Source organism: Atribacterota bacterium, assembly GCA_028717805.1.
GTDB lineage: Bacteria > Atribacterota > Phoenicimicrobiia > Phoenicimicrobiales > Stramentimicrobiaceae > Stramentimicrobium.
In genome coordinates, this window is sequence record JAQUNC010000040.1 from 1 (window position 1) to 20,116 (window position 20,116).

At 36.7% G+C, this 20,116-nt stretch carries 18 protein-coding genes; 1 reads left to right on the top strand and 17 read right to left on the bottom strand.

All coding sequences use genetic code 11. The annotated features are described in order from the left end of the window. Positions 1 to 198, top strand: a 198-nt coding sequence (locus tag PHD84_08645; protein MDD5637866.1) for a TIM barrel protein, incomplete at its 5' end; no start/stop codon positions are given. Between the two features lie 19 nt (positions 199 to 217). Here the strand turns inward: PHD84_08645 and PHD84_08650 are convergent. The 17 genes from PHD84_08650 to PHD84_08730 form a co-directional block, all read right to left on the bottom strand. Then, the gene (locus tag PHD84_08650; GenBank protein MDD5637867.1) at positions 218 to 1,102 is read right to left on the bottom strand and encodes a PfkB family carbohydrate kinase; all 885 of its coding nucleotides are present in this window, start codon (positions 1,100 to 1,102) and stop codon (positions 218 to 220) included. A gap of 51 nt (positions 1,103 to 1,153) precedes the next feature. Beyond that, positions 1,154 to 2,002 (bottom strand): TIM barrel protein, encoded by an 849-nt coding sequence (locus tag PHD84_08655; protein MDD5637868.1) that lies wholly within the window; start codon positions 2,000 to 2,002, stop codon positions 1,154 to 1,156. 30 nt (positions 2,003 to 2,032) lie between these two features. Then, positions 2,033 to 2,932: a cation diffusion facilitator family transporter gene (locus PHD84_08660; GenBank protein MDD5637869.1), complete on the bottom strand. Its 900-nt coding sequence runs from the start codon at positions 2,930 to 2,932 to the stop codon at positions 2,033 to 2,035. A gap of 93 nt (positions 2,933 to 3,025) precedes the next feature. Continuing rightward, the gene (locus tag PHD84_08665) at positions 3,026 to 3,931 is read right to left on the bottom strand and encodes a phosphate acyltransferase (GenBank protein MDD5637870.1); all 906 of its coding nucleotides are present in this window, start codon (positions 3,929 to 3,931) and stop codon (positions 3,026 to 3,028) included. Between the two features lie 70 nt (positions 3,932 to 4,001). Further along, positions 4,002 to 5,165 carry a pyridoxal phosphate-dependent aminotransferase gene (locus tag PHD84_08670; GenBank protein ID MDD5637871.1) on the bottom strand — a complete coding sequence of 388 codons (1,164 nt, stop codon included), beginning with the start codon at positions 5,163 to 5,165 and terminating at the stop codon, positions 4,002 to 4,004. A 47-nt stretch (positions 5,166 to 5,212) separates the two neighbouring features. Next, entirely contained in the window at positions 5,213 to 5,824 is a 612-nt protein-coding gene (locus PHD84_08675; protein ID MDD5637872.1) for an indolepyruvate oxidoreductase subunit beta, read from the bottom strand. Continuing rightward, a complete protein-coding gene (iorA, locus tag PHD84_08680) occupies positions 5,821 to 7,689 on the bottom strand; it encodes an indolepyruvate ferredoxin oxidoreductase subunit alpha (GenBank protein ID MDD5637873.1) in 1,869 nt (622 codons plus the stop codon). Before iorA ends, PHD84_08675 begins: the two co-directional genes overlap by 4 nt. Before the next feature lie 57 nt (positions 7,690 to 7,746). Further along, positions 7,747 to 8,523 (bottom strand): IclR family transcriptional regulator, encoded by a 777-nt coding sequence (locus tag PHD84_08685; GenBank protein MDD5637874.1) that lies wholly within the window; start codon positions 8,521 to 8,523, stop codon positions 7,747 to 7,749. Positions 8,524 to 8,712: 189 nt separating this feature from the next. Continuing rightward, a complete protein-coding gene (locus PHD84_08690) occupies positions 8,713 to 9,585 on the bottom strand; it encodes a PfkB family carbohydrate kinase (protein MDD5637875.1) in 873 nt (290 codons plus the stop codon). A 78-nt stretch (positions 9,586 to 9,663) separates the two neighbouring features. Further along, positions 9,664 to 10,707 (bottom strand): HAD hydrolase-like protein, encoded by a 1,044-nt coding sequence (locus PHD84_08695; protein MDD5637876.1) that lies wholly within the window; start codon positions 10,705 to 10,707, stop codon positions 9,664 to 9,666. Positions 10,708 to 10,756: 49 nt separating this feature from the next. Next, a complete protein-coding gene (locus tag PHD84_08700) occupies positions 10,757 to 12,079 on the bottom strand; it encodes a diphosphate--fructose-6-phosphate 1-phosphotransferase (GenBank protein MDD5637877.1) in 1,323 nt (440 codons plus the stop codon). A 144-nt stretch (positions 12,080 to 12,223) separates the two neighbouring features. After that, positions 12,224 to 13,510: a lactate racemase domain-containing protein gene (locus PHD84_08705; GenBank protein MDD5637878.1), complete on the bottom strand. Its 1,287-nt coding sequence runs from the start codon at positions 13,508 to 13,510 to the stop codon at positions 12,224 to 12,226. An 81-nt stretch (positions 13,511 to 13,591) separates the two neighbouring features. Continuing rightward, positions 13,592 to 15,079 (bottom strand): NADP-dependent phosphogluconate dehydrogenase, encoded by a 1,488-nt coding sequence (gene gndA / locus PHD84_08710; protein MDD5637879.1) that lies wholly within the window; start codon positions 15,077 to 15,079, stop codon positions 13,592 to 13,594. A 233-nt stretch (positions 15,080 to 15,312) separates the two neighbouring features. Further along, a complete protein-coding gene (locus PHD84_08715) occupies positions 15,313 to 16,137 on the bottom strand; it encodes an SDR family oxidoreductase (GenBank protein ID MDD5637880.1) in 825 nt (274 codons plus the stop codon). A gap of 40 nt (positions 16,138 to 16,177) precedes the next feature. Next, a complete protein-coding gene (locus PHD84_08720; protein ID MDD5637881.1) occupies positions 16,178 to 17,683 on the bottom strand; it encodes a tagaturonate epimerase family protein in 1,506 nt (501 codons plus the stop codon). A 60-nt stretch (positions 17,684 to 17,743) separates the two neighbouring features. Beyond that, positions 17,744 to 19,195 (bottom strand): glucuronate isomerase, encoded by a 1,452-nt coding sequence (locus PHD84_08725; GenBank protein ID MDD5637882.1) that lies wholly within the window; start codon positions 19,193 to 19,195, stop codon positions 17,744 to 17,746. Positions 19,196 to 19,861: 666 nt separating this feature from the next. Continuing rightward, on the bottom strand, positions 19,862 to 20,116 hold a 255-nt coding region (locus tag PHD84_08730; GenBank protein ID MDD5637883.1), incomplete at its 5' end, for a hypothetical protein.

A 20,116-nucleotide genomic window follows, 5' to 3' on the forward strand; every position in this document is an offset into this window, starting at 1 on the left:
AGCATTGGTTATTTTCACATTGCCGATATTCCGGGACGTCATGAACCTGGTACAGGTGAAATTAACTGGTATTCAATACTTCAATTATTAAAAGAAAAACATTATCAAGGATTTATCGGTTTTGAATACTCACCTGCTCAGGACTCCCGTGAATCATTAATAAAAATAAAACATCTCTGGCAAAAAATTTTTCCCTGAGTAAAAATTATTTTATAATTCACTGTTGATATTTTTCTTGAATTAGCATCTCCACATCGGTAATAGGTCTTCGAAATGGTCCCTCTGCTTCCATCTTGAGGCTGGTTAATGCTGCTGCCCAAATCGTTGCTTCTTCGGGTGAAGAATGAATTCTTTTGCATATATAGGAAGCAAGGCAGGTATCACCTCTTCCGCTTCTTCCTTTTAATTCCCTTGGATAAAATGAAGCTTCATAAAATTTTCCTTCAACCCACACCAGTACGCCATCCTTATGGGTAATAATAACTTCTCGGGGACCCATAGCATGTATCAATAGAGCTGCCTCTTTAATAACTTTTTTTCCAGTAAGCAATTCTGCTTCTACTGCATCGGTCTTTATAATATCAATATTTGATAGTATTTCTTCTTGTTCCAGCCATGGTCTGGCAACGAGTTTTCCATTATCATTAATGCGGATAAAGCTCTGTATATCAGCCGCTAAAATTGATTCCTTTCTGGCTAACAATTTAATAATTTCTGAAGGAACCTCCTCCCGCATAGATGCGCCAACCACAATCACTTCTGCTTCTATAGGATTGACTTCTTCTGCGCTAAAGGCTCCCGCCCAGCTACTGACATAAATTACTCTTTCATCCGGATTTTCAGAGGGATATACCAGCTTAAGGCAGGTAGATTGGGGGGTCCATTCAACCGAAACATCTATTCCCATTTTTTCCAACTCCTGAATTACTCCACCATCTTCTGGTGCAAGCCTGGTAATTGCCAATGTCTTTAAACGCATAGCAGCAGCTACATGGGCACCGTAATTAAAAGCACCTCCATTGATTACTCTTTTACCAGTGGAAGAAACAATAGTATCTTTAGTATAATGACCCAGAAAGGCTATTTGATAAGCATTACCCAAAATTATTTACCCCCATTCATAATTATAATAAAATTGATTCCTATGTAAAAATTAACTTAAATATTCAATGGCCTGGTTAATTAACTCTCTTAGCTCTTTTACCTCTAATTTTTGCACTTCTTCAGCAAAAGGCTCAAAAGAGATAATACCATCATATCCTCGTTGGACAAAGAAATCTATCTGTTTTTTATTCTTTAGTATATCCCTTTTAAAATCCATATTACGGTGTTCGTCCCTGTACTGTTCAGGAGAAAGCTCTGCAGTGACTGCTGAGACGTGTATCAATCCGGTACATTTTATATCATACTCCTTACTGAGGGAGTTTAAATCATCAGGTCCAAGAAAATGATGAAAGGTATCATATACAATTTTATATCCTTCATATTCTGTTTCCTTAATCGCTTTCATGGCCAAAATAAGGGAAGCCAAAGAACTGGTTGCAAAACCGAGGGGCTCAATATACCCCATAAGGCCATTTTGCTGGAATAAAGGAAGTAATTCTTTTAATGCCAGTACTGTCTTTTTATAGTATGCTTCCGGACTTCGAGTCATCTGGGAAACATCAGCTTTGTTAAATGGACACATAATGATAACCCGACAATTAATCTCCAGGGCTAACATCAGCAGATTTTTTAACTCTTTCCTTGCTCTATCTATCTCTACTAAGTAATTAAACTGCTGTATGGCATTAATGGAACAGATTTGAATATTATAACGTCTGGATAGATGCCTGATTTCCTGAGCAGAGTAATTATCAATTATCTTATTAGCATTAGCAGGTAAATCACTTCGTAATTCAACATATCCTAATCCTAAATCATTAGCCAGCTGAAAAAAGTCTTTGATATCCAGAGTTGGACAGATAATCCTATTTAATCCAAACTTACTACGTTCAATCATGCTAAATATTCCTTTCTCTTTGATGTATATTTATTCGCATTTCTGATTATTACAATAACTAAATTCTAACTGGAGATGAGGATGAGAAATATGAAAATCACTGGCCAGGATTTCTTCCACCTTTTTTCTAATCTGGTCTGCTTCACTTACTTTCATATCCTGTTTTAGAGTAATGTGACTTTCAAAAAGGTATTTTTGTTCATCAATCTGCCAGACATGCGTATGATGAAGACTGTTAACCTGAGGAATTGATTCAATCTTCTTTTTAATCTCCTCGATATCAATTTGTACAGGAACTCGTTCCATTAAGATAAAGGTACTTTGCTTTAAAACCTGATACCCCTGAATAAGTATAAATAAACCAATAATAACTGTTAAAAGTGAATCGATGAAATAAAAATGGTAAAAGTAAATAATAATACCAGCCACGACCACGCCAACCGAGGAAAGCGTATCACCTAACAAGTGGAGATAAGCTGAACGCATATTCAGGTTGTGGTGAGTTTCTGGATGAAGTAAATAGACACTGACTAAATCAGCAAAAAAACCAAAAACACCGACTGTGAGCATTAAGGATATGGTAATGTCTTGAGGATTCTTAAAACGAAAATAAGCCTCCCTGAATAGGGAAAAAGAAATAACAATTATTACCGAAGAATTTAGCAAGGCAGCTAAGATTTCTGCACGTTTATAACCAAAAGTCATCTTTGAATCCGGAGAACGCATCCCTATTTTTCTAGCCAGATAGCTGATTAGTATAGCCATACCATCACTAAAATTATGCAATGCATCAGCAAGCAAAGCAAGGCTTCCTGATAATAGTCCGCCAATTAATTCTGCCAGACAGATCATAAAATTAAGAATAATAGTAAATACTATTCTCTTATTACTTTTATTATTCTTATTTGGCCGGTGAATATGTTCATGCATAGTTATCTCTTCATGACAATAATTTAAAAAAGCTAAGCCTATTATAACATAAGAGAAAGAGAATTAGATGGGGTAACCTTTAATACTTTAGCTTTATCTGCTACATAATATGGACAGGGCTATGGAATTTAATTTAGACTCGCTTTTATCTGCCCGGGAAGGTATCATAATCGGTACCCTGGCACCGACAACCAGGTTTCCCTGAGGAAATTCAGTATAATAGATGATACTTTTTCCTAAAATGTTACCACAGACAATATTAGGAACAATCAGAATATCTGCCTTCCCGGCAACGGGAGATTCAATTTTTTTCTTTTGAGCTGCATATTCCGAAATGGCATTATCCAGAGCTAACGGACCGTCAATAATACAGCCGGGTATCTGACCTCTCTGGTTCATCTTGGCCAGAATACCGGCTTGTAAAGTCTCTTCCATATCCGGATTCACATCTTCGATGGCTGCCAGTAATGCCACTTTAGGTTTATCCATGCCCAATTTTTGAGCTACAGTGACTGCATTATTAATAATAGAAACCATAGTCCGTAAATCCGGTTTAATATTCACACCTCCATCACTTAATAAAACCAGACGGCTTTTGGTTTCCCTTTGGTCTTCAAAAATAAAGACATTACTGACATGATTTTCAGTTCTTAATCCTGATTCTTTGTTCAGTACAGCCTTTAGAAGGGTAGCTGTTTTTATTCTTCCCTTTAATAGAATTCCTCCTTTTTTTACTTCTTCCACCGCTGCCAGGGCTTTATCTTGCTCCTTTTCAATGGAAACAATTTCCTGAATAAAAGAACGATCCCGATATCCCAGCTCCTGCAATGAATGGTCGATTTCTTCTTCTCTACCTACCAAGACAGCCTCACCAAATCCTTGATCATAACTGGCTTTCACTGCCTTCAGGGCTTCCAGATCTTCTCCCCCGGCAATCACAACCCGCTGTCTGCCCATGACGGTTATTTCCCGATACAGCTGCTTAAAACTGTTGATCATGTGGAATCATTATCCTCCTTCATCATAGTTACAATTCAATCAATTTGTTTTTTCATCATGTATCAATCCCTTACATTTTTTCAATGCCTTGCCTGATTTTCTCCACACCTTGTTTGATCATCTCCAGTGAGGTGGCAAAGGAAAAACGTAGGTAACCTTCTCCATATTGACCAAAGGCATTTCCCGGTACTGTTACCACTCCGCATTTTTCCAGCAAATACATGGATAACTCTTCCGAACTTTTTCCTATTTCAGTAATATTGGGAAAAGCGTAGAAAGCGCCTTCAGGAGCAAGACACCGAAAGCCTCTAATTTCAGTGAATCCAGCCATGAGAACATCTCGTCGCTCTTGATAAGCTTTGCGCATATTTTCTATATTAAGTTGAGTCTCTTCCTGATGTTGTAATCCATATAAAACTGCTCTCTGAGTAACTGAATTGGGACAAACTGCTGTATTCTGCTGTATCTTAATTATCTCATTAATTAAAAATTCCGGACAGACAAGATAAGCAAGGCGCCAACCAGTCATGGCATAACTTTTAGAAAAGCCAAAAATAGATATGGTTCGCTCTTTCATATCTGGAAAAGAAGCAATGCTGATATGTTTTCTACCATCAAACAATATATCTTCATAAAGTTCATCACTGATTACAAATAAATTATACTTTAGCGCTATTTTAGCAATTTCCTTCATTATATCTTCTTTGATTACCATACCGGTAGGATTACTGGGAGAATTTATGAGGATAGCTTTTGTCTTTGAGGTAATCAAACTTTTCAATTCATCGGGATCAATCTGAAAATTGTTTGCCTCCCGAATAGGAAGGTATACCGGATTACCTCCTACTAAAGCAACCTGGGATCCATAAACAAGAAATCCGGGATCAGGAACAATTAATTCCTCTCCGGAATTGAGCAGGGCATAGAATGCGGAAAATAAAGCTTGAGTACCTCCCGCTGTCACTACTATTTCTTCTGTCTTAACTGGAATTTGATTTACTGCTCTTAGTTTTTGTGCCAGGGCTTCCCGCAAATCAGAAAAACCCGCATTGGGAGTATAATGGGTATAACCGTCATCAATGGCTTGCTTGGCAGCCTTGCGAACATGGTCAGGTGTAATAAAATCTGGCTCACCGATACCAAAGCTGATTATATCTTTTCTGTTTTGGGCTAAATCAAATAACTTTCGAATCCCGGAAGGTTTAATCTTTTTTAGATTTTTATTTAATTCCATCTCTTCCTCCTTTTTAATCACTTGTCTTACTAAAATCCAACATTTTATTATTTATTAGAAAAAGTAGAAAATTCTTGGTAACCCATTTCTAAGGCTTTGATATTCATATCTATACTGCGAGTTGGTAAATTTTGCCTTATAGACTCAAATATAGCCTCTTTTTTGACCGGAAATTGGGGAGTAGCAAGTGCTGCTCCTAAAATTACTATATTTGCGGTAATAATATGCCCGGCTTGTTGTGCTATTTTCCCAGCATCAATTAGATATACATTATTTACTTTTTTACTCAGCCTTGCCAGAATTTGATTTATATCCGGATACTCAGAGATACCCAGAGAAACAGTAAAGGGCACAATGGTTGAACAATTGGCAATAATATGAGTGTCTTTTTTAATTACTCTTGTAGCTCTTAATAATTCAGAGGGTTCAAAGGCTAATAATAGATCAGCTGAATACTTTTCAATTAGGGGACTGAGGGCATTTCCTATTTTTAATTCGGTAACAACAGTTCCACCACGCTGAGCCATTCCATGGACTTCACTCATCACTACATTTAATCCCTGGGCTATTGCTGCCTCTCCAATGATAGTGGCAGTCTTGATGGTACCTTGTCCACCTACGCCAATCATATAAATTTGATAACATTCTTTATAGCTCATTTTTTCACCTCAATTGCTTTCTGTGGACATACCTGAATACAATAACCACATTGGGTACATAACAAATAATTAATATGTATTGATCCATCCTCCTTTTTAAAAAGAGCTGGGCAGGTAAACTGTTTCAGGCAAATCTGACAGCGAGTACATTTCTCTTGATTAACCTGATAGGTTAATTTTTCTGTTTCTGCCTTCTTTAACATAATACAGGGAGAACGTGAAATAATTACTGACACACCTTCATGCTGTAATCCCTCTTTGAAAACCTCCACGGCCTTATTTAGATTTTCGGGATTTATAATCCTTACATAGCCGGCACCGGTAGCTCTGGTTAATGCTTCAATGGATATAGCGGGGACTTCCTCTCCCCACCCGTCTATCGGGATACTTGGATTCGGTTGGCCACCAGTCATAGCAGTAATCTGGTTATCCAGTATTACCACCATGATATTTGCTTTCTGATGAACTGCATTAATCAAGGGCGGAATCCCGGCATGAAAGAAGGTTGAATCTCCAATCAAAGAAACAATCTTTTGTTTGGTAGCTTTACTCAATCCGCTGGCAACTCCAATACTGGAACCCATACAGATACAGTAATCAGCCATATAATAGGGTGGCTGCATGGCTAAAGTATAGCAACCTATATCGTTTGAATAAATTATATTTTCCTTTTTTATTTTCAAATTCTGGACTGCTTTTTTAATAGCATAAATTGTGGAGCGATGCGGACATCCCGGACATAGTACTGGTGGTCTTAACGGTGGTTCTATATCCTTAAATTCAATCCCCGGCTTCTCCGCTAGTCTTTCTATATTTAACACCTGAGTGAGGGCTTGACAAATAATATCGGGATTATATTCATAGATGCGAGGCAGTGTCCCATCCAGTTTACCATAAACTCTTTTTTGCCATCCTTCCTGGCCTAATAAGGAGAGTATCTCTTTTTCTAGAAATGGCTCTACTTCCTCTACAATAATTATGCTTTCTAAATTACTTATAAATTTCTGAACGAATTCTCTGGGAAAAGGATAACTTAAACCCAGCTTAAGAATATTTACCGGTAAAGACAATTCATTGATAATATCCAGTGCATAGTTAAAGGAAACACCGGAGGTAATTATTCCTACTTTCCTGTTATAACTCTTTTTTACTACTCTATTAATCGGTGAGGTATTGCCCGTTATTTCTAATTTTTGCAGTTTTTCCACCAACTCCTGTCTCAGTTTACGGGCAAAAGCGGGGGCAATATTAAATCTTGCTTCTTCTTTGCTAAAAAATCCTTCCTTCTTCCCAGGTTTAATCGGTCCCAACTGAACTACTCCTCGCATATGAGAAACGCGAGTGGTAGTACGAATCATCACCGGTATTTTATATTGCTCTGAAATAGTAATACCATATATCATAAAATCCTTCATTTCCTGAGGATTAGAAGGTTCTAAAACCGGAATCCCCGCAAGTTGAGCCATAATCCGGTTATCCTGTTCATTTTGAGAAGAATGCATGGAGGGATCATCAGCGGAAAGAATAATCATACCTCCCCGAACACCGGTATAAGCAGTGCTCATTAAAGCATCTGCAGCAACATTTAGACCAACATGCTTCATAAAAACAAAGGAGCGTAAACCGGAGGCTGCGGCGGCGGCAGATACTTCCAGAGCTACCTTTTCATTTACAGAAAACTCAAAATATAATCCTGCTTTTCGGGCAATTTTGGTCAGTATATTGCCAATCTCGGAAGAAGGTGTACCAGGATAAGTTGAGGCAAAGGAAATCCCGGCTTCCAGCGCTCCCCTTACGGCTGCTTCATTTCCTAATAGAAATAACTTTTCTCCTTGTTTTCCTTCATAAATATTATTAATTTTCAATTTTTCACCCCTATTCTAATCTTAAATTTAACTTTATTTTTATATCTTAATTATCTATCAGGTCCTAAACATTTGTGGTAACTTTATTTTATCAGTATAATTTTTAAGAGATTTAACCATTCTCTCCAATATATCAGGACTCATACGAGCAGTAGGAAGACTGAGACTCAGAGAGGCAACGATGCTGCCATGTTCATCAAAAATGGGTGCAGCAACACAGCATACACCGGGACGATATTCCTCACTGACAAAACTATAACCTTCCTTCCGAATTTTTTGGAGGATTTGAATAAATTGAGCTGGATCAGTGACAGTCTTTGCAGTATAAGATTTTAATCTATTCTTTTTTAAAATACTGGAAATTGTTCTATCATCCTGATAAGCCAACAGTACTCTACCTAAAGCAGTACAATGAGCAGGCTGGTAAGTGCCAACTTTAAAATCAAGTCTTAGGGCATGTGGGCATTCAATATTGTGTAAATAGACTACCCTGCTTTGTTCCAGAACTGCCAGGTTAACCATCTCCTTATATTCCTGAGCTAATTTTTTCATGTGGGGAATAATTTCCAGGATCCTGATACGCTCATTTAAAGAAATGCCAATCTTGGCAAATTTGTAGGAAAGATAATATTTTCTAGTCTCTGGATTATGAGCTAAATATCCCAGGGATTTTAAAGTTCCTAATAATCTATAGACTACTCCTTTGGAAAGGTTGGTTTCCTTTATTATCTCAGAGAGAGAATATTCCATTTTACCAGTGGCTAATAATTCAATAATAGAGAAAATATATTTCACAGAGTGAACCGGATATTTGAAGTAATCGGATTGTTCCATAGTTTTATTATTGAAACCTTTTGTTTTAAATAAAAAACTATTTTATTATAGCATAGATAATATTTCTTGTCTTGGGAATAATAATGAACACTCCATTAAATTGAAAATATTTCCATTAACGGATAGTTAATTTATAAATAGAAGTAATTCATTGGGAGAAAGATTAGGGAGTTAGTAAAAACAATATGGTCAATAATTCTCTTTCATAAAACTTTCTACATCTTTTCTGGTTCCTCGAAAAGGTCCGGGATTAGCCAGTTTAATGGAAGTTAAGGCTACCGCAAAAAGGAGTGAGCGATCAATGTCGTTATTCAATCTTTCAGAGAGGTAGGCTGAAAAGCAGGTATCTCCTCTTCCTGTTCTTCCAGCTAAATTTTTTGGTTTCAAAGGATAGTGACAGAAAGTAAATCCATCATAAGCTAACACTTCACTATGGTGAGTAATGATAATTTCTTTGGCACCCCATTGATAAAGTACTGTTGCCGCCTCTCTGGAATTTGACCGACCGGTTAAAAATTCAGCTTCTGCAGCATCAGTTTTTAAGAAATCGATGTATGGTAAATATTGTTCTTTTTCCATCCAGTATTTATAAAAAAGTTTTCCATCCTCTCCAACATTCCGTAAAAATCCCTGCACATCAACGGCAATTTTCCCTTTACCAGAAAAGAATTTAACCAGTTCTGATTGATATTCTCCATAAATAAGACTGGCAAAATGAATAACCCTGGCTTTTAAATCTTTGGGGATTTCCGTAATGAAAAAGGGTTGGGCAATAGCCAGGGCAGTACTTATTCTTCTTTCCTGGCTTTCATCCAGATAGATATTTCTAATAGAAGTAGTCTTTGGGGAATAGACGAGAAAAATATTTTTTTCAGGAATATTTAATTTCTGAATACAATCATAATCAGTTTTGCATAACTTAGTTAATACGGCTACCTTATAATCTAAAGAGGAATAAACAGAAGAAGAATATAGGATAGCACCTCCCACATTTTTTTCTTCGTTCTGGAGATAAATGTTTTCATCCAAGGAGATATGGCCTATGACAAAGAAATCAAACATATTTCACCTTTAGGACTAAAATTCCTTATTTTAGTCTTTTAATAATTTCCCAATAAAACCAGACGCAGCTTCATTATACTATATAATCAATAATTTCCCTTCCGGATTAAATCTCTGATAGAGAATCTTTCTAATTTCTTGTTTCTCTCTATAAGAAGAAATATGGTTATAATTGCTTTTCTCCCAGGATACTGAAGTTAATAATACTTGTTCAAACGCTCGTAAAAGTTTATCCTCAAATTCTCCCTTATATGCTCCCTGAGTAAAGCACTTTAATGCTTTCGGGAAATTATTCCAGGATTCCTGCTCATATCCGGGAGAAATCGGATAAAAAAGGCTATTATTCGCTTTTACTGCTTTTAAATCACCATTCCCGTCTCCTAACATCAATACCTGATCATCCTGATAGTGTCCAGCTTTTTTAGCTACCTCGATATGATGCCCTTTGGAACCCATTTCCTGCCCGGCAATCATCTGCACATATTGGGCCATGCCCTGTGCTTCCCAGTAATTAGCCAGATCGTCGTAAGGCGTTTTTGATACTACCAGAATATCCGCAACTCTATGCATGAGTTCAAGACATTCCTTTACCCCATCAAAGGGGGGTATTTTGGCTGAAATATAGGGAAAAGTGCGATTTACTGCTTCGCTCCAGCCCAACAACTTATATAAGGTAAAATTGGTAGGGCGCTTGTCAATAAATTCTTCCAGACTGGGATTACCTAAGCCCAATTTATTCTCTTCAGCAAATTTGATATAGTCGTCTAATGGTTTACTGTCAGGCAGGTTAATATCTTTTTGCTTTAAAATTTCCTGCACATCCTTTCTTTTCCGTAAAGCCTTCAGAGTGAGCTGTATGGCAATAAAGCGGTTACAACCTCGGTCTACCGAAAAAAGATTATAATATTCTGCCACTTCTCTAAAATATGATTCAATACCCCATAATTGATAGAACTCCATAAAATGGGGATGAAAAATTAACATTTGTTTGCCATTCATATTATCAGTAATACAGCCATCGGTATCAATGGCGATTAAAAAGTCTTTGGTCTTCTTGAAATTTCTTAATTGTTGCTCCGGATCTTCTTTAATCTGTTGAGCTGTCAATCTTGGTAGTGACATTTTTCTCTCTCCTTTTTTATAGTGATTACTTATAAGCACTAATTACTTATTACTTGTTACTTATTCTATATCCCACTGGTATATATTTTCCACATTTTTGGGAAATAAAAATATCTTTAAAGCTGGCAAATTCAGGTAATGGTCCTCCGATTAAGTGCTTAGCCCAGTGCAAAAAATCATCAGTTACATCACTCTTATTTTCAGCAATCCACTCTTTAGGGAACTTTCGCTCAGCATTGGCCACCACATCTAAGGGGACTTTATCATATCTTACCCTATAAGAAGTTCCTGCTTCCCTGACAATAGTAGCCATATAGCCATCCTGATTCTGCAATGCCAGTCGAGCTGAATAGGCACCTACCTGATAGGCTTCTTCCCGGTCTACTTCTGATACATAGGCTAGTTCCCGTCTTTGTCTTGTTCCGGGATTTTCAGCTCGGGCAATGCCTGGCACAATAAGCCGACTTTTTGCTCTCCCTTGCTTATCTTTTCTATCCAGGCCGTTTAAGTAATTTATTAGTAAATTACCTGCCGTTGATCCGCTGGCACTGAATTGAGCATGACCAAAGCCATCCTTTAATATAGATAGATCACCAAGATTGACTCCCTCACCAACCACAATTATACAGCGACCAGCTTCCTTTAATTTTTCATTAACCCTCTCCGTAATGAATTCTAAATTAGATTGGCTATCATCCTTAGAAAGAGCTTCTGGTAAAAATAACAGTAAAGGTATTTTTCGCTGTGGATCTGCCAAACGTGCTGCAGCAGGAATAAATCCGATTTTCCTTCCCATAACGGTAATAACCAGGACTGGATCGCTGGTGTAACTCGCTTTACTCTCTTCATTTGCCTCTAAAATATTTATTGCTAAATTTCTAGCTACACTACCATATCCTGGATCATGATCACAGATGGCAAAGGTGCCATCGGATTGCAGGGGCCCTCCTACATCATTGTCAATAGTTTTGGGCATACCAATACATACTAAATCTAAACCATGTTCCCGTGCTACTTTGCTTACCTTAAAGGCAGTATCCATTGAATCATTTCCACCGCAATAGAAAAAAAACCCAACATCTTGTTTGGAGAAGACTTCTACAATGCGTTCAAGGTCCTCTTCACTTTTTATCTTGTAGCGGCAACTCCCCAGAGTGCCTGCTGAAGGGGTTTGAAATAATAACTCAATTTGATGTTTATCCTGAGCAGAAATATCAAGAAGCTGCTCCTGTAATACCCCTAAAATTCCCATTTTTGCTCCCAGTACCCGATCCACCCGATCTGATTGAAAAAGTATGTCAATCGCTCCTTGAACAGTACTATTAATTACAGAGGTAGGTCCGCCTGACTGAGCAATAACTGCTTTCACCATTTTAGAATAAACCTCCTTCTCAACTTAAAATAACTTTTGCTATTACTTTACTATCAATTAAAAAAATATCCGCAAATGAGTAGCTTAACAAATTTGTCTGAGTAATATTAAAGATGATTTTCATGGTAAAAGAATTTTATGATATTAGCTCTTTCTTAATTGGTATAGATATTTTCCACCATGCTCTATCCAAAGTTGTTTAGAACCCATATAGTCTTCTTTGTGAATTGTATTCGGATCTCGGTAACCTAACCCAACATCTTGACAGACACTCTCAGGAATACCGGTGGCCAGGATGACCTGAAAATCACATTTCTCTTCACCATCATCTGGATTATAAATACCTGAACCACGAACATTGATAACATGGGCAGCAACATTACGGGAGGTATCTGGAAATTTCTGTAAATACTTCAGAACATAATCCTTACAGTGATAACCCAGTTCTCTAATGCTCTTTTCCATATCCTTCTGAGAATGAAAACGGTGAATATGGGGGGCATAGATAATGATTTCCCCGCCCTTAGTCATCACGCCGGGACTCTGCAGCTTATAAGAACCTTTGCCTGCAGTCCAGAATTCATCATAACATAAATCCATAACCTGAACTGCTTGCTCCAAGGATTGATCAATATAAATGATGTGAATTTTAGAGCTAGCTAACGCAGCTGCTTGATATGCCTCCTGGAATCCATTGTAACCGCTTCCTACATATAAGCCTTTGGGAATAACCTTATTATTTTCTACCTCCTGTAAAAGCATATTAAAAGAAATAACAGGGGCCTTAATTGCTTTGAAGATATAAGAAGATCCCTCATTGATTACTCTTCGTGCTGGATTATCAATGGTACCAATAATTTCAGGTATGCCAACCAGTACTGCAGCCCAGTGCAATAAATCTATTACTTCAGGTCCTGAAATTCCGGGAAAGAATACCTTTAATCCACCTGCATAACCAGCAGATTCATGCGGAGAAGTGCCGCTTAAAGCAATAATTAAATCATAATCATCCAGAATAAGTCTGTTTACTACCACCGGTAGGGATTGTTTTAATTGTTGTTTGGTCTGTTCAGAAACAAAAGAAGGATCTATTTCTCCTACCTGAACCAACTGTTCCGGGTTATCAAACTGATGATTATAATGGTTAGTAAAAAAAATCTCTTCTTTTAAGCCTAATTTAGTTCTTATTTCTTGTTCAACCATTTTGCGATGAGTTCCACCCGCATTAAGGCTGTCAATCTGAGCTACATGTTTCTTTTTTAATTCCCAATAAATAATTGGAACAAGTCGATCCGTAAAATCCACCCGGGAATAGTCCGGGTGAATCAACAATGCTTTTTTAACCTGGCTAAAATCCTTGAATGCTTCTGCTACTGCCCCTCTTAATTGATCATCCGTTAATTCTCCTTGCAATTCTTCTATGAATAGCATAATAAATACCCCCCAGATTTAACATCTTTCAGTAAAGATTTTTTAAATTTCTTTACTCAGTACGATATACTATATACTATTTTACAGTTCTTCTTCCGGTCTACCAGGAAGCATCCATTGAGTATGAAATTCTTTCCATTTATTATCCTTATTAATGATTATCTCGGGATCAACAGTGCTTTTTAATTTAAAATAGCCATGGGCTCCAAAATAATCCCTCTGAATAGCGGTTACCTGAGCAGATACCATTATGGAGCTACCCAGCTGCAAGATGTAGTTAAAAGAATTATCCATAGCCGGAATAGGAACACCAGCCTGGTGGGCAAGTTTAATAAAGGTAGCTAATCTTCCCATACTATTTCTTACTACTTCTAAAAAACGTGGAGCTACCAATAAGTTTATTAAATCAGGATTCTCTTGATAAGCCTTAGTTATTTCATCTAAAAACTGGGCCCGAATAATACAACCAGCACGCCATCCTTCTACAATATTCTTTAAATTTAAATTAAATTGATATTCCTTTGATGCTGCTTGTAACAAGGCCATCCCCTGAGCATAGGAAGATAGTTTAGCTATATAAAGAGCATCATGAGCAGTCTGAACAAACATTTCCCGCTCCATAGGTCTATCTCCACCCTGATAAGAGGGCAATATCCTGGACAGTTTTATTCTTAAATCTTTATCCTGGGACATTTCTCGGGAAAATACTGCAGCAGTGATAGTAGGAATGGGAACCAATAACTCTAAGGCACTCTGCACCGTCCAGGTGCCAGTCCCTTTCATACGAGTAATGTCTGCTACTATATCAATTAAGGGATAATTTTCTTTTTTATCCTTTTCTCTCATGCTCTCTGCGGTAATTTCAATCAGATAGGAGCATAAAACATCATCAGGAGCATTCCACTGTTGAAATATTTCAGCAATCTCTTCAGAGGTTAAGCCCAATACTTTTTTTAGAGCCCAAACACATTCACCGATTAGTTGCATATCTCCATATTCTATTCCATTATGTACCATTTTGACATAATGACCGGCACCATGAGGACCAATATAAGAAACACATGGTTTATTATCTACAGCCTTTGCTGAAATCTTTTCCAATAGATCCTGAACCAGCTGGTAGGCTTCTTCCTGACCACCAGGCATAATGGCAGGCCCTTTTAAAGCACCTTCTTCACCACCAGAAATACCGGTACCTATATAGAGAAATCCCTTTTCTGCCAGATATTTGTTTCTTCTAACAGTATCTTTGAAAAAGGAGTTCCCTCCATCAATAATTAAATCCCCTTCATCCATTAAGGGAATCAGTTTCTCGATAAAATCATCTACAGCCTGTCCTGCTTGTACTAATAGTATAATTCTTCTTGGCCTTTCCAAGGAAGCCATAAACTCTTCCAGGGAATAGGTTGGAGTTATATTTTTACCTCTGGCACTTCCATGAGCAAACTCTTCGGTCCTGGCAGCTGTTCTATTGTAAACTGATATAGAATAACCCTTGTCCTCTATATTCAGGGTTAAATTCTGACCCATAACACCTAATCCTACTAAACCAATCTGTGATTTTTCCATTTAATCTCCTCCTTCATTAAAAAGTTTGTAGTTTTTGGTTTTTGGTTTTCAGTCTAAAATCCCTTTTAATGTTTTAGTATAAAGCAATACTGTTTTTTTAGACTCAATACTGAGTTTTTGTATTAATTAAGTATATTTTATAACAATATTTAAATCTTTAGTATTTTATTAGCTACCAAATACTATCTACTGAATTAACTATATACGCTATACGTAATACTATATACTGTATTTTATACTCCCGAAAAAGCGCTGAAACCACCATCAATGGGTACCACAATACCGGTAACAAAACGAGCAGTATCAGATGCTAACCAGATACAGGCACCAATTAAATCTTCTGGATCCCCAAATTTACCCATAGGGGTATGGTCAATAACCAACTGACCTCTCTCTGTTAATCCACCTTCTTCGGTTGTAAGTAAAAAGCGATTCTGATTTGTTAGAAAGAAACCTGGGGCTAAGGCATTTACTCGAAGTTTGGGATTATACTCCTGGGCAAAATGAACTGCCAGCCACTGGGTAAAATTACTAACTGCTGCTTTAGCAGCTGAATAACCCACAGTCCTTGTTAAAGGACGGAATGCAGCCATGGAAGAAATGTTAATAATGGAACCGCCATCCTTATTTTTTAACATTTCTTTACCAAATATCTGAGCAGGTAGGATTGCTCCGCCAAAAAGGTTTAGGCTTACTACTTTTTCCAGTGCCTTTACCGGCAAATCAAAAAAAGACAATTTTTCAGAAGTAGTAGCTTCTTTTTGATTTCCACCGGCTGCATTAATTAATATATCTACTTGTTTAAAATCTTTTAATATTTCATCTTTACATTCTCTAACTTTCTCAACATTCATAGCATCTAAATAATATCCCTTACTGTTAATACCTTCTTTTCGCAACTCTTCCACTAATGGCTTTGTATCCACAATATCAGCAATAATAACGATTGCTCCGGCATTACCTAAACCTTTCGCAATAACCGAACCCAGTATTCCGGCTCCTCCAGTAATAACGGCGTTTTTCCCCTCTAAACTAAATTTTTTTAATATCTCCTTCATGTTATTGCTTCTCCTTTATTTTTAATATAATATTTTATGGTTAAAGACTTAATAAATCTAAATGGTGTTTGATATGATGTGTTACTGCTTGATAATGAATTTTCTCATGGTCAAACAATGTTTGGTAAATTCTATCTCTAAATCTATATAGTCCTTCTTTATCCTTTTCCCTCAAAATAGAGCCGTAGGTAATATGAATCAATTGCCGGGCATTGTTATTAGAAAATAAGGTTACTAGTTCCTCGTCTTTCAATCTGCCAATATCAGGTATTTCCTCTAAATTTGTGGAGAGATGGTAAGAAAAACGATCTCTGTCAAAACATGATAAAGCAAAGTTATGAATTTCCCTATATAGGTCTGGCTGGCAAAGAGCAACAACTTTGGCTGCCTCCAACCAGCTGGTCCCGGCAGTTTTAATATGGAAGAAATTATTGGTTTCACGAGCAAAAATAGGGTATACTGAAAATTTATCACTTCCAGAATGTAATGATAATTTATATCCTCCCATATGAGAGGCAATCTGGCAATGTAATTTGAATTCTTCTTGAAAGGTTTTAACATCTCCTATATATTCAATACCCTTTTCCCAATCTCCAATATAATGAGGAGCTAAATTCTGGAAATTAACATGCCGGTGTTGTAATTCAGAAACAATCCAGAGATGGGCTAAAGGAGAGGTAGAACCAGGAGTTTCATCAATAGAAACTTCTAGTTCAAACTCATTTTTGTTTTTTTCTGTTAAAAATCGATAGCATTCTACTATGTACTTGATTGCTTCTCCATAAGTTAATACAATTTCGGCTAGATTGTCCTGATCAAAATATATTTTATTTCTTCCTATTTGAAATTCTCGATCAAGATATCTCTTTTCCATTTCTCCCTTATCTGGTAAAGTCTGATACTTCCGTCTTATCTCTTCTTTGCTATATTTATCTATATCATTATTAATATAATCTGAGGGATCTAAGGTATATAGTGTAAATCCACAATTAATTGCTTTCTGGAGATTATCAAAATCCTTAATATGATCTGCATCGGCACCGAAAGGCCCCTCATAACCCATCTCAAAACATCCCCAGATTGCATTATCCATTACCCTCTGTAAACTACTTTCTGTTCTAGTAATTTCTCTGGTAGATAATTGAGCTAGGACCGGGAAGATATCTTGCTCCTGAAAAGCCTGAATATGAGCCGGAGTTGCAATCCCCAGTCTGTCTCCGGTACCAAAGGAGGGCAAAGAGGACTTGTTACTGCAAGTTGGTTTGAGATAATCCAAAATAAGCTGTAATATATTTAAATTGTCATGTGTTAAGGGGCAAACTTTAAATAATAAATCCTGCTCGCGGTTACTCATCTTTTTTTCTTCATGAGTATTAAATCTTAAATCCTGTAACTTGTTAGGCCAGCCTGCTACTGCCAGGTATTTTCTTTGTTTATCCTTAACCATGAAGAAATAACATTTATCCTTTTCCTTTACAGAAGAAGGATAAACATCATATTGTTTATCAAAGATTTTTAAAAATAGATTTACAATTCTTTTTTCCAATATTATCATTCTCCTTACTTTCATTATGGATAATTATATTTTACGAGATTCTGCTATTCATTATAACAAATTTTGCAGACTAAATATTTTCAATTGATTTTCTACCATCAGTCCTTTGCTGGCTCTAAAAGCACCCTCTTTAGAGACTGCGCCGGTAGACCACAATTTTCCCAGTACCCGGCAAATAATACGGTCAAATACTTCAAAGCGACTGCCTTCCGACAATACTTTTCTTCCATCGCAAACTGGACCAGCACTGGAAGACCAGAGTGAGGCAGAGATAAGATGTAACAGATAATGTTCCATGTTATAAATGTTGTCATTTTGCCACCAGGGAAAACCGGTATGAACATTAGGAAAAGCCCTTTCTAGCATTAGGTTGGTATGGAAAAATATCTGATTCATGGAGTATAAGACCAGGTGTTCTTCACTTTCAGTTTTCCCACTAAAAAATTTTGACAAAAGTGGATTTAAATTTTCTACAACATTGGTATATTCAGCAGCCACATCTCCTCCTACGTCCGAGCCCCAGTTGTTAAATAAATACTTATTGGTATTCCTTACCGCTCCATAATGAATTTGGGTTACCATTCCCGCATCTTGATTCATGGCACAAAATTGATGCATTAGATAAGAAATAAATTCTCTTGTTTCTTGAGTGTTAATGTTATAGTTTTTTCTTTTTTCGTATGCTTCCTGAAAGATCTGTTCAGCTTTTTTCTCCTCTACTTCTAATCCATAGGGTTCCAATAAACCATGATCGCTGGCTCGGGCACCCATCTTAGCAAAATAGGTATGCCTCTGCCTTAATCCTGCAATAAGCCCTTTTAGGGTAACATCTTGTCCAGTAAGCTGACAGAGTCTCTCAACATGGGTTCCCCAATTGCTCTCGAATATATTACAATAGGCATCGGGTCGAAAGGTGGGAATAAATTTAATCCATGGTATCTCTGCTGCTTGTTTATGGTATAGCAAATCATCACAGGGATCATCTGTAGTACAAATTAGCCGAGCATTTACTCTTTTTAAGATATTTAAAGGTAGAAATGATTCTTCTGGTAATTGCTCACCGGTTAGGTTCCAAATCTGCTCACCGGTCTCAGCGTTTAATAAATTTTCAATACCAAACATTCTTTTTAAATCAAGGTGCATCCACTGGTGAACATGATTCCCCTCCATTTGTGGAAATACCTTCGCCAATGCCATCCATTTATCAAAGTCGGAAATATTACTGTCTCGGGCAAAGGACTGAGAAAAACCATTAAATTTGGCAGCGAGTTGAATAATGTAATGGTCATTGTTTTTGTATTCTTCTTTATCCTCCAGAACTTCTGCCCTCCAGATATTAGGGAAAGGCTTATTTTCCACTATCTGCCTTAAATTATGATGAGTATGAACATCAACAATTCCCACCTTTTTCCGCAAGGGAATGGCTCCTTCAAAATAAAGCTGTTGCGCCTCTTTAGTATCCAGTAACCAATTTTTATTTAAATAATTAAGGGATGCTTGCACTTTTTTCTCCTTATTTTATGTTTTTTCAATAGTATTATTAATAGGGTAGAAAAAATACTCTATTGGAATTAGTAAATACCTATCTTGTCCAGGTTTAACTTAACAACAAATAGATAATAAATTTATTTACGAAAGCCATGAGTATGTTCTATAGAGACAATAGCTGTTAATCTCACTAAATAGGAGACAATTAATTCCAAAGAAAGTATACACTATTCATAGAAGAAAAGAAATATATTCTGTATTATAGAAATATATTCTATTTTTATCTATTATCACTTCAAATTATATACAATGCTCCTAATAGTGTCAAATCCTATGGGTATACTTTTCTAATGCAAAATTTCCTCTAGTTTCACGTAAACCTACATCTTGATTTAAAATAATTTATTATAGTTTAAAATACTCATCAAAAATATACTTGATTCCTGATTCCACTTTACCTTTATCATTAGTTCTTCTCACCTGACCAGACAGAAGTCAGCAGCTATAGTAGCCAGCAAAATTATAATAAAACTCTTGGTAGACTGGTTCATAGAAATTGTCCTTTAAAATTGCGCTTTTCGGTTAATCATTCTTAATCATCCCAAGTATAACACCGAAGAAGTTAAAAATATATAAGCTTTCCGGGCTGATATTATTTCTTGTTCAATTACTGGAATTCTTTTAACTATTCTTTCCAGTTATGACACCGATACGGAAAAAGGATACTTTGTGAGTAATTTTAGGTAAACCTATACTTTTGTATTTGCCTAGATAAGCTTTTAAATACTCCAGTAAATTTATAAATTTATGAGGATCATCTTCTTGTAGTAATTGATCCTCTTTGTTTATCTTCATATACCTTCTGCCAGTCTGCCATTCCTCATCAATCTCCATAAGTCTCATACATACATAGCGCAGACAGGATTCTTGGTTCGG

Bases quoted from the DNA above. Each gene is read 5' to 3' on its own strand.
- PHD84_08655 (MDD5637868.1), bottom strand. From the start codon at position 2,002: ATGATTGAACGTAGTAAGTTTGGATTAAATAGGATTATCTGTCCAACT.
- PHD84_08660 (MDD5637869.1), bottom strand. From the start codon at position 2,932: ATGCATGAACATATTCACCGGCCAAATAAGAATAATAAAAGTAATAAG.
- PHD84_08665 (MDD5637870.1), bottom strand. From the start codon at position 3,931: ATGATCAACAGTTTTAAGCAGCTGTATCGGGAAATAACCGTCATGGGC.
- PHD84_08670 (MDD5637871.1), bottom strand. From the start codon at position 5,165: ATGGAATTAAATAAAAATCTAAAAAAGATTAAACCTTCCGGGATTCGA.
- PHD84_08675 (MDD5637872.1), bottom strand. From the start codon at position 5,824: ATGAGCTATAAAGAATGTTATCAAATTTATATGATTGGCGTAGGTGGA.
- PHD84_08685 (MDD5637874.1), bottom strand. From the start codon at position 8,523: ATGGAACAATCCGATTACTTCAAATATCCGGTTCACTCTGTGAAATAT.
- PHD84_08690 (MDD5637875.1), bottom strand. From the start codon at position 9,585: ATGTTTGATTTCTTTGTCATAGGCCATATCTCCTTGGATGAAAACATT.
- PHD84_08695 (MDD5637876.1), bottom strand. From the start codon at position 10,707: ATGTCACTACCAAGATTGACAGCTCAACAGATTAAAGAAGATCCGGAG.
- PHD84_08700 (MDD5637877.1), bottom strand. From the start codon at position 12,079: ATGGTGAAAGCAGTTATTGCTCAGTCAGGCGGACCTACCTCTGTAATT.
- PHD84_08705 (MDD5637878.1), bottom strand. From the start codon at position 13,510: ATGCTATTCATAGAAGAATTGCAAGGAGAATTAACGGATGATCAATTA.
- gndA (MDD5637879.1), bottom strand. From the start codon at position 15,079: ATGGAAAAATCACAGATTGGTTTAGTAGGATTAGGTGTTATGGGTCAG.
- PHD84_08715 (MDD5637880.1), bottom strand. From the start codon at position 16,137: ATGAAGGAGATATTAAAAAAATTTAGTTTAGAGGGGAAAAACGCCGTT.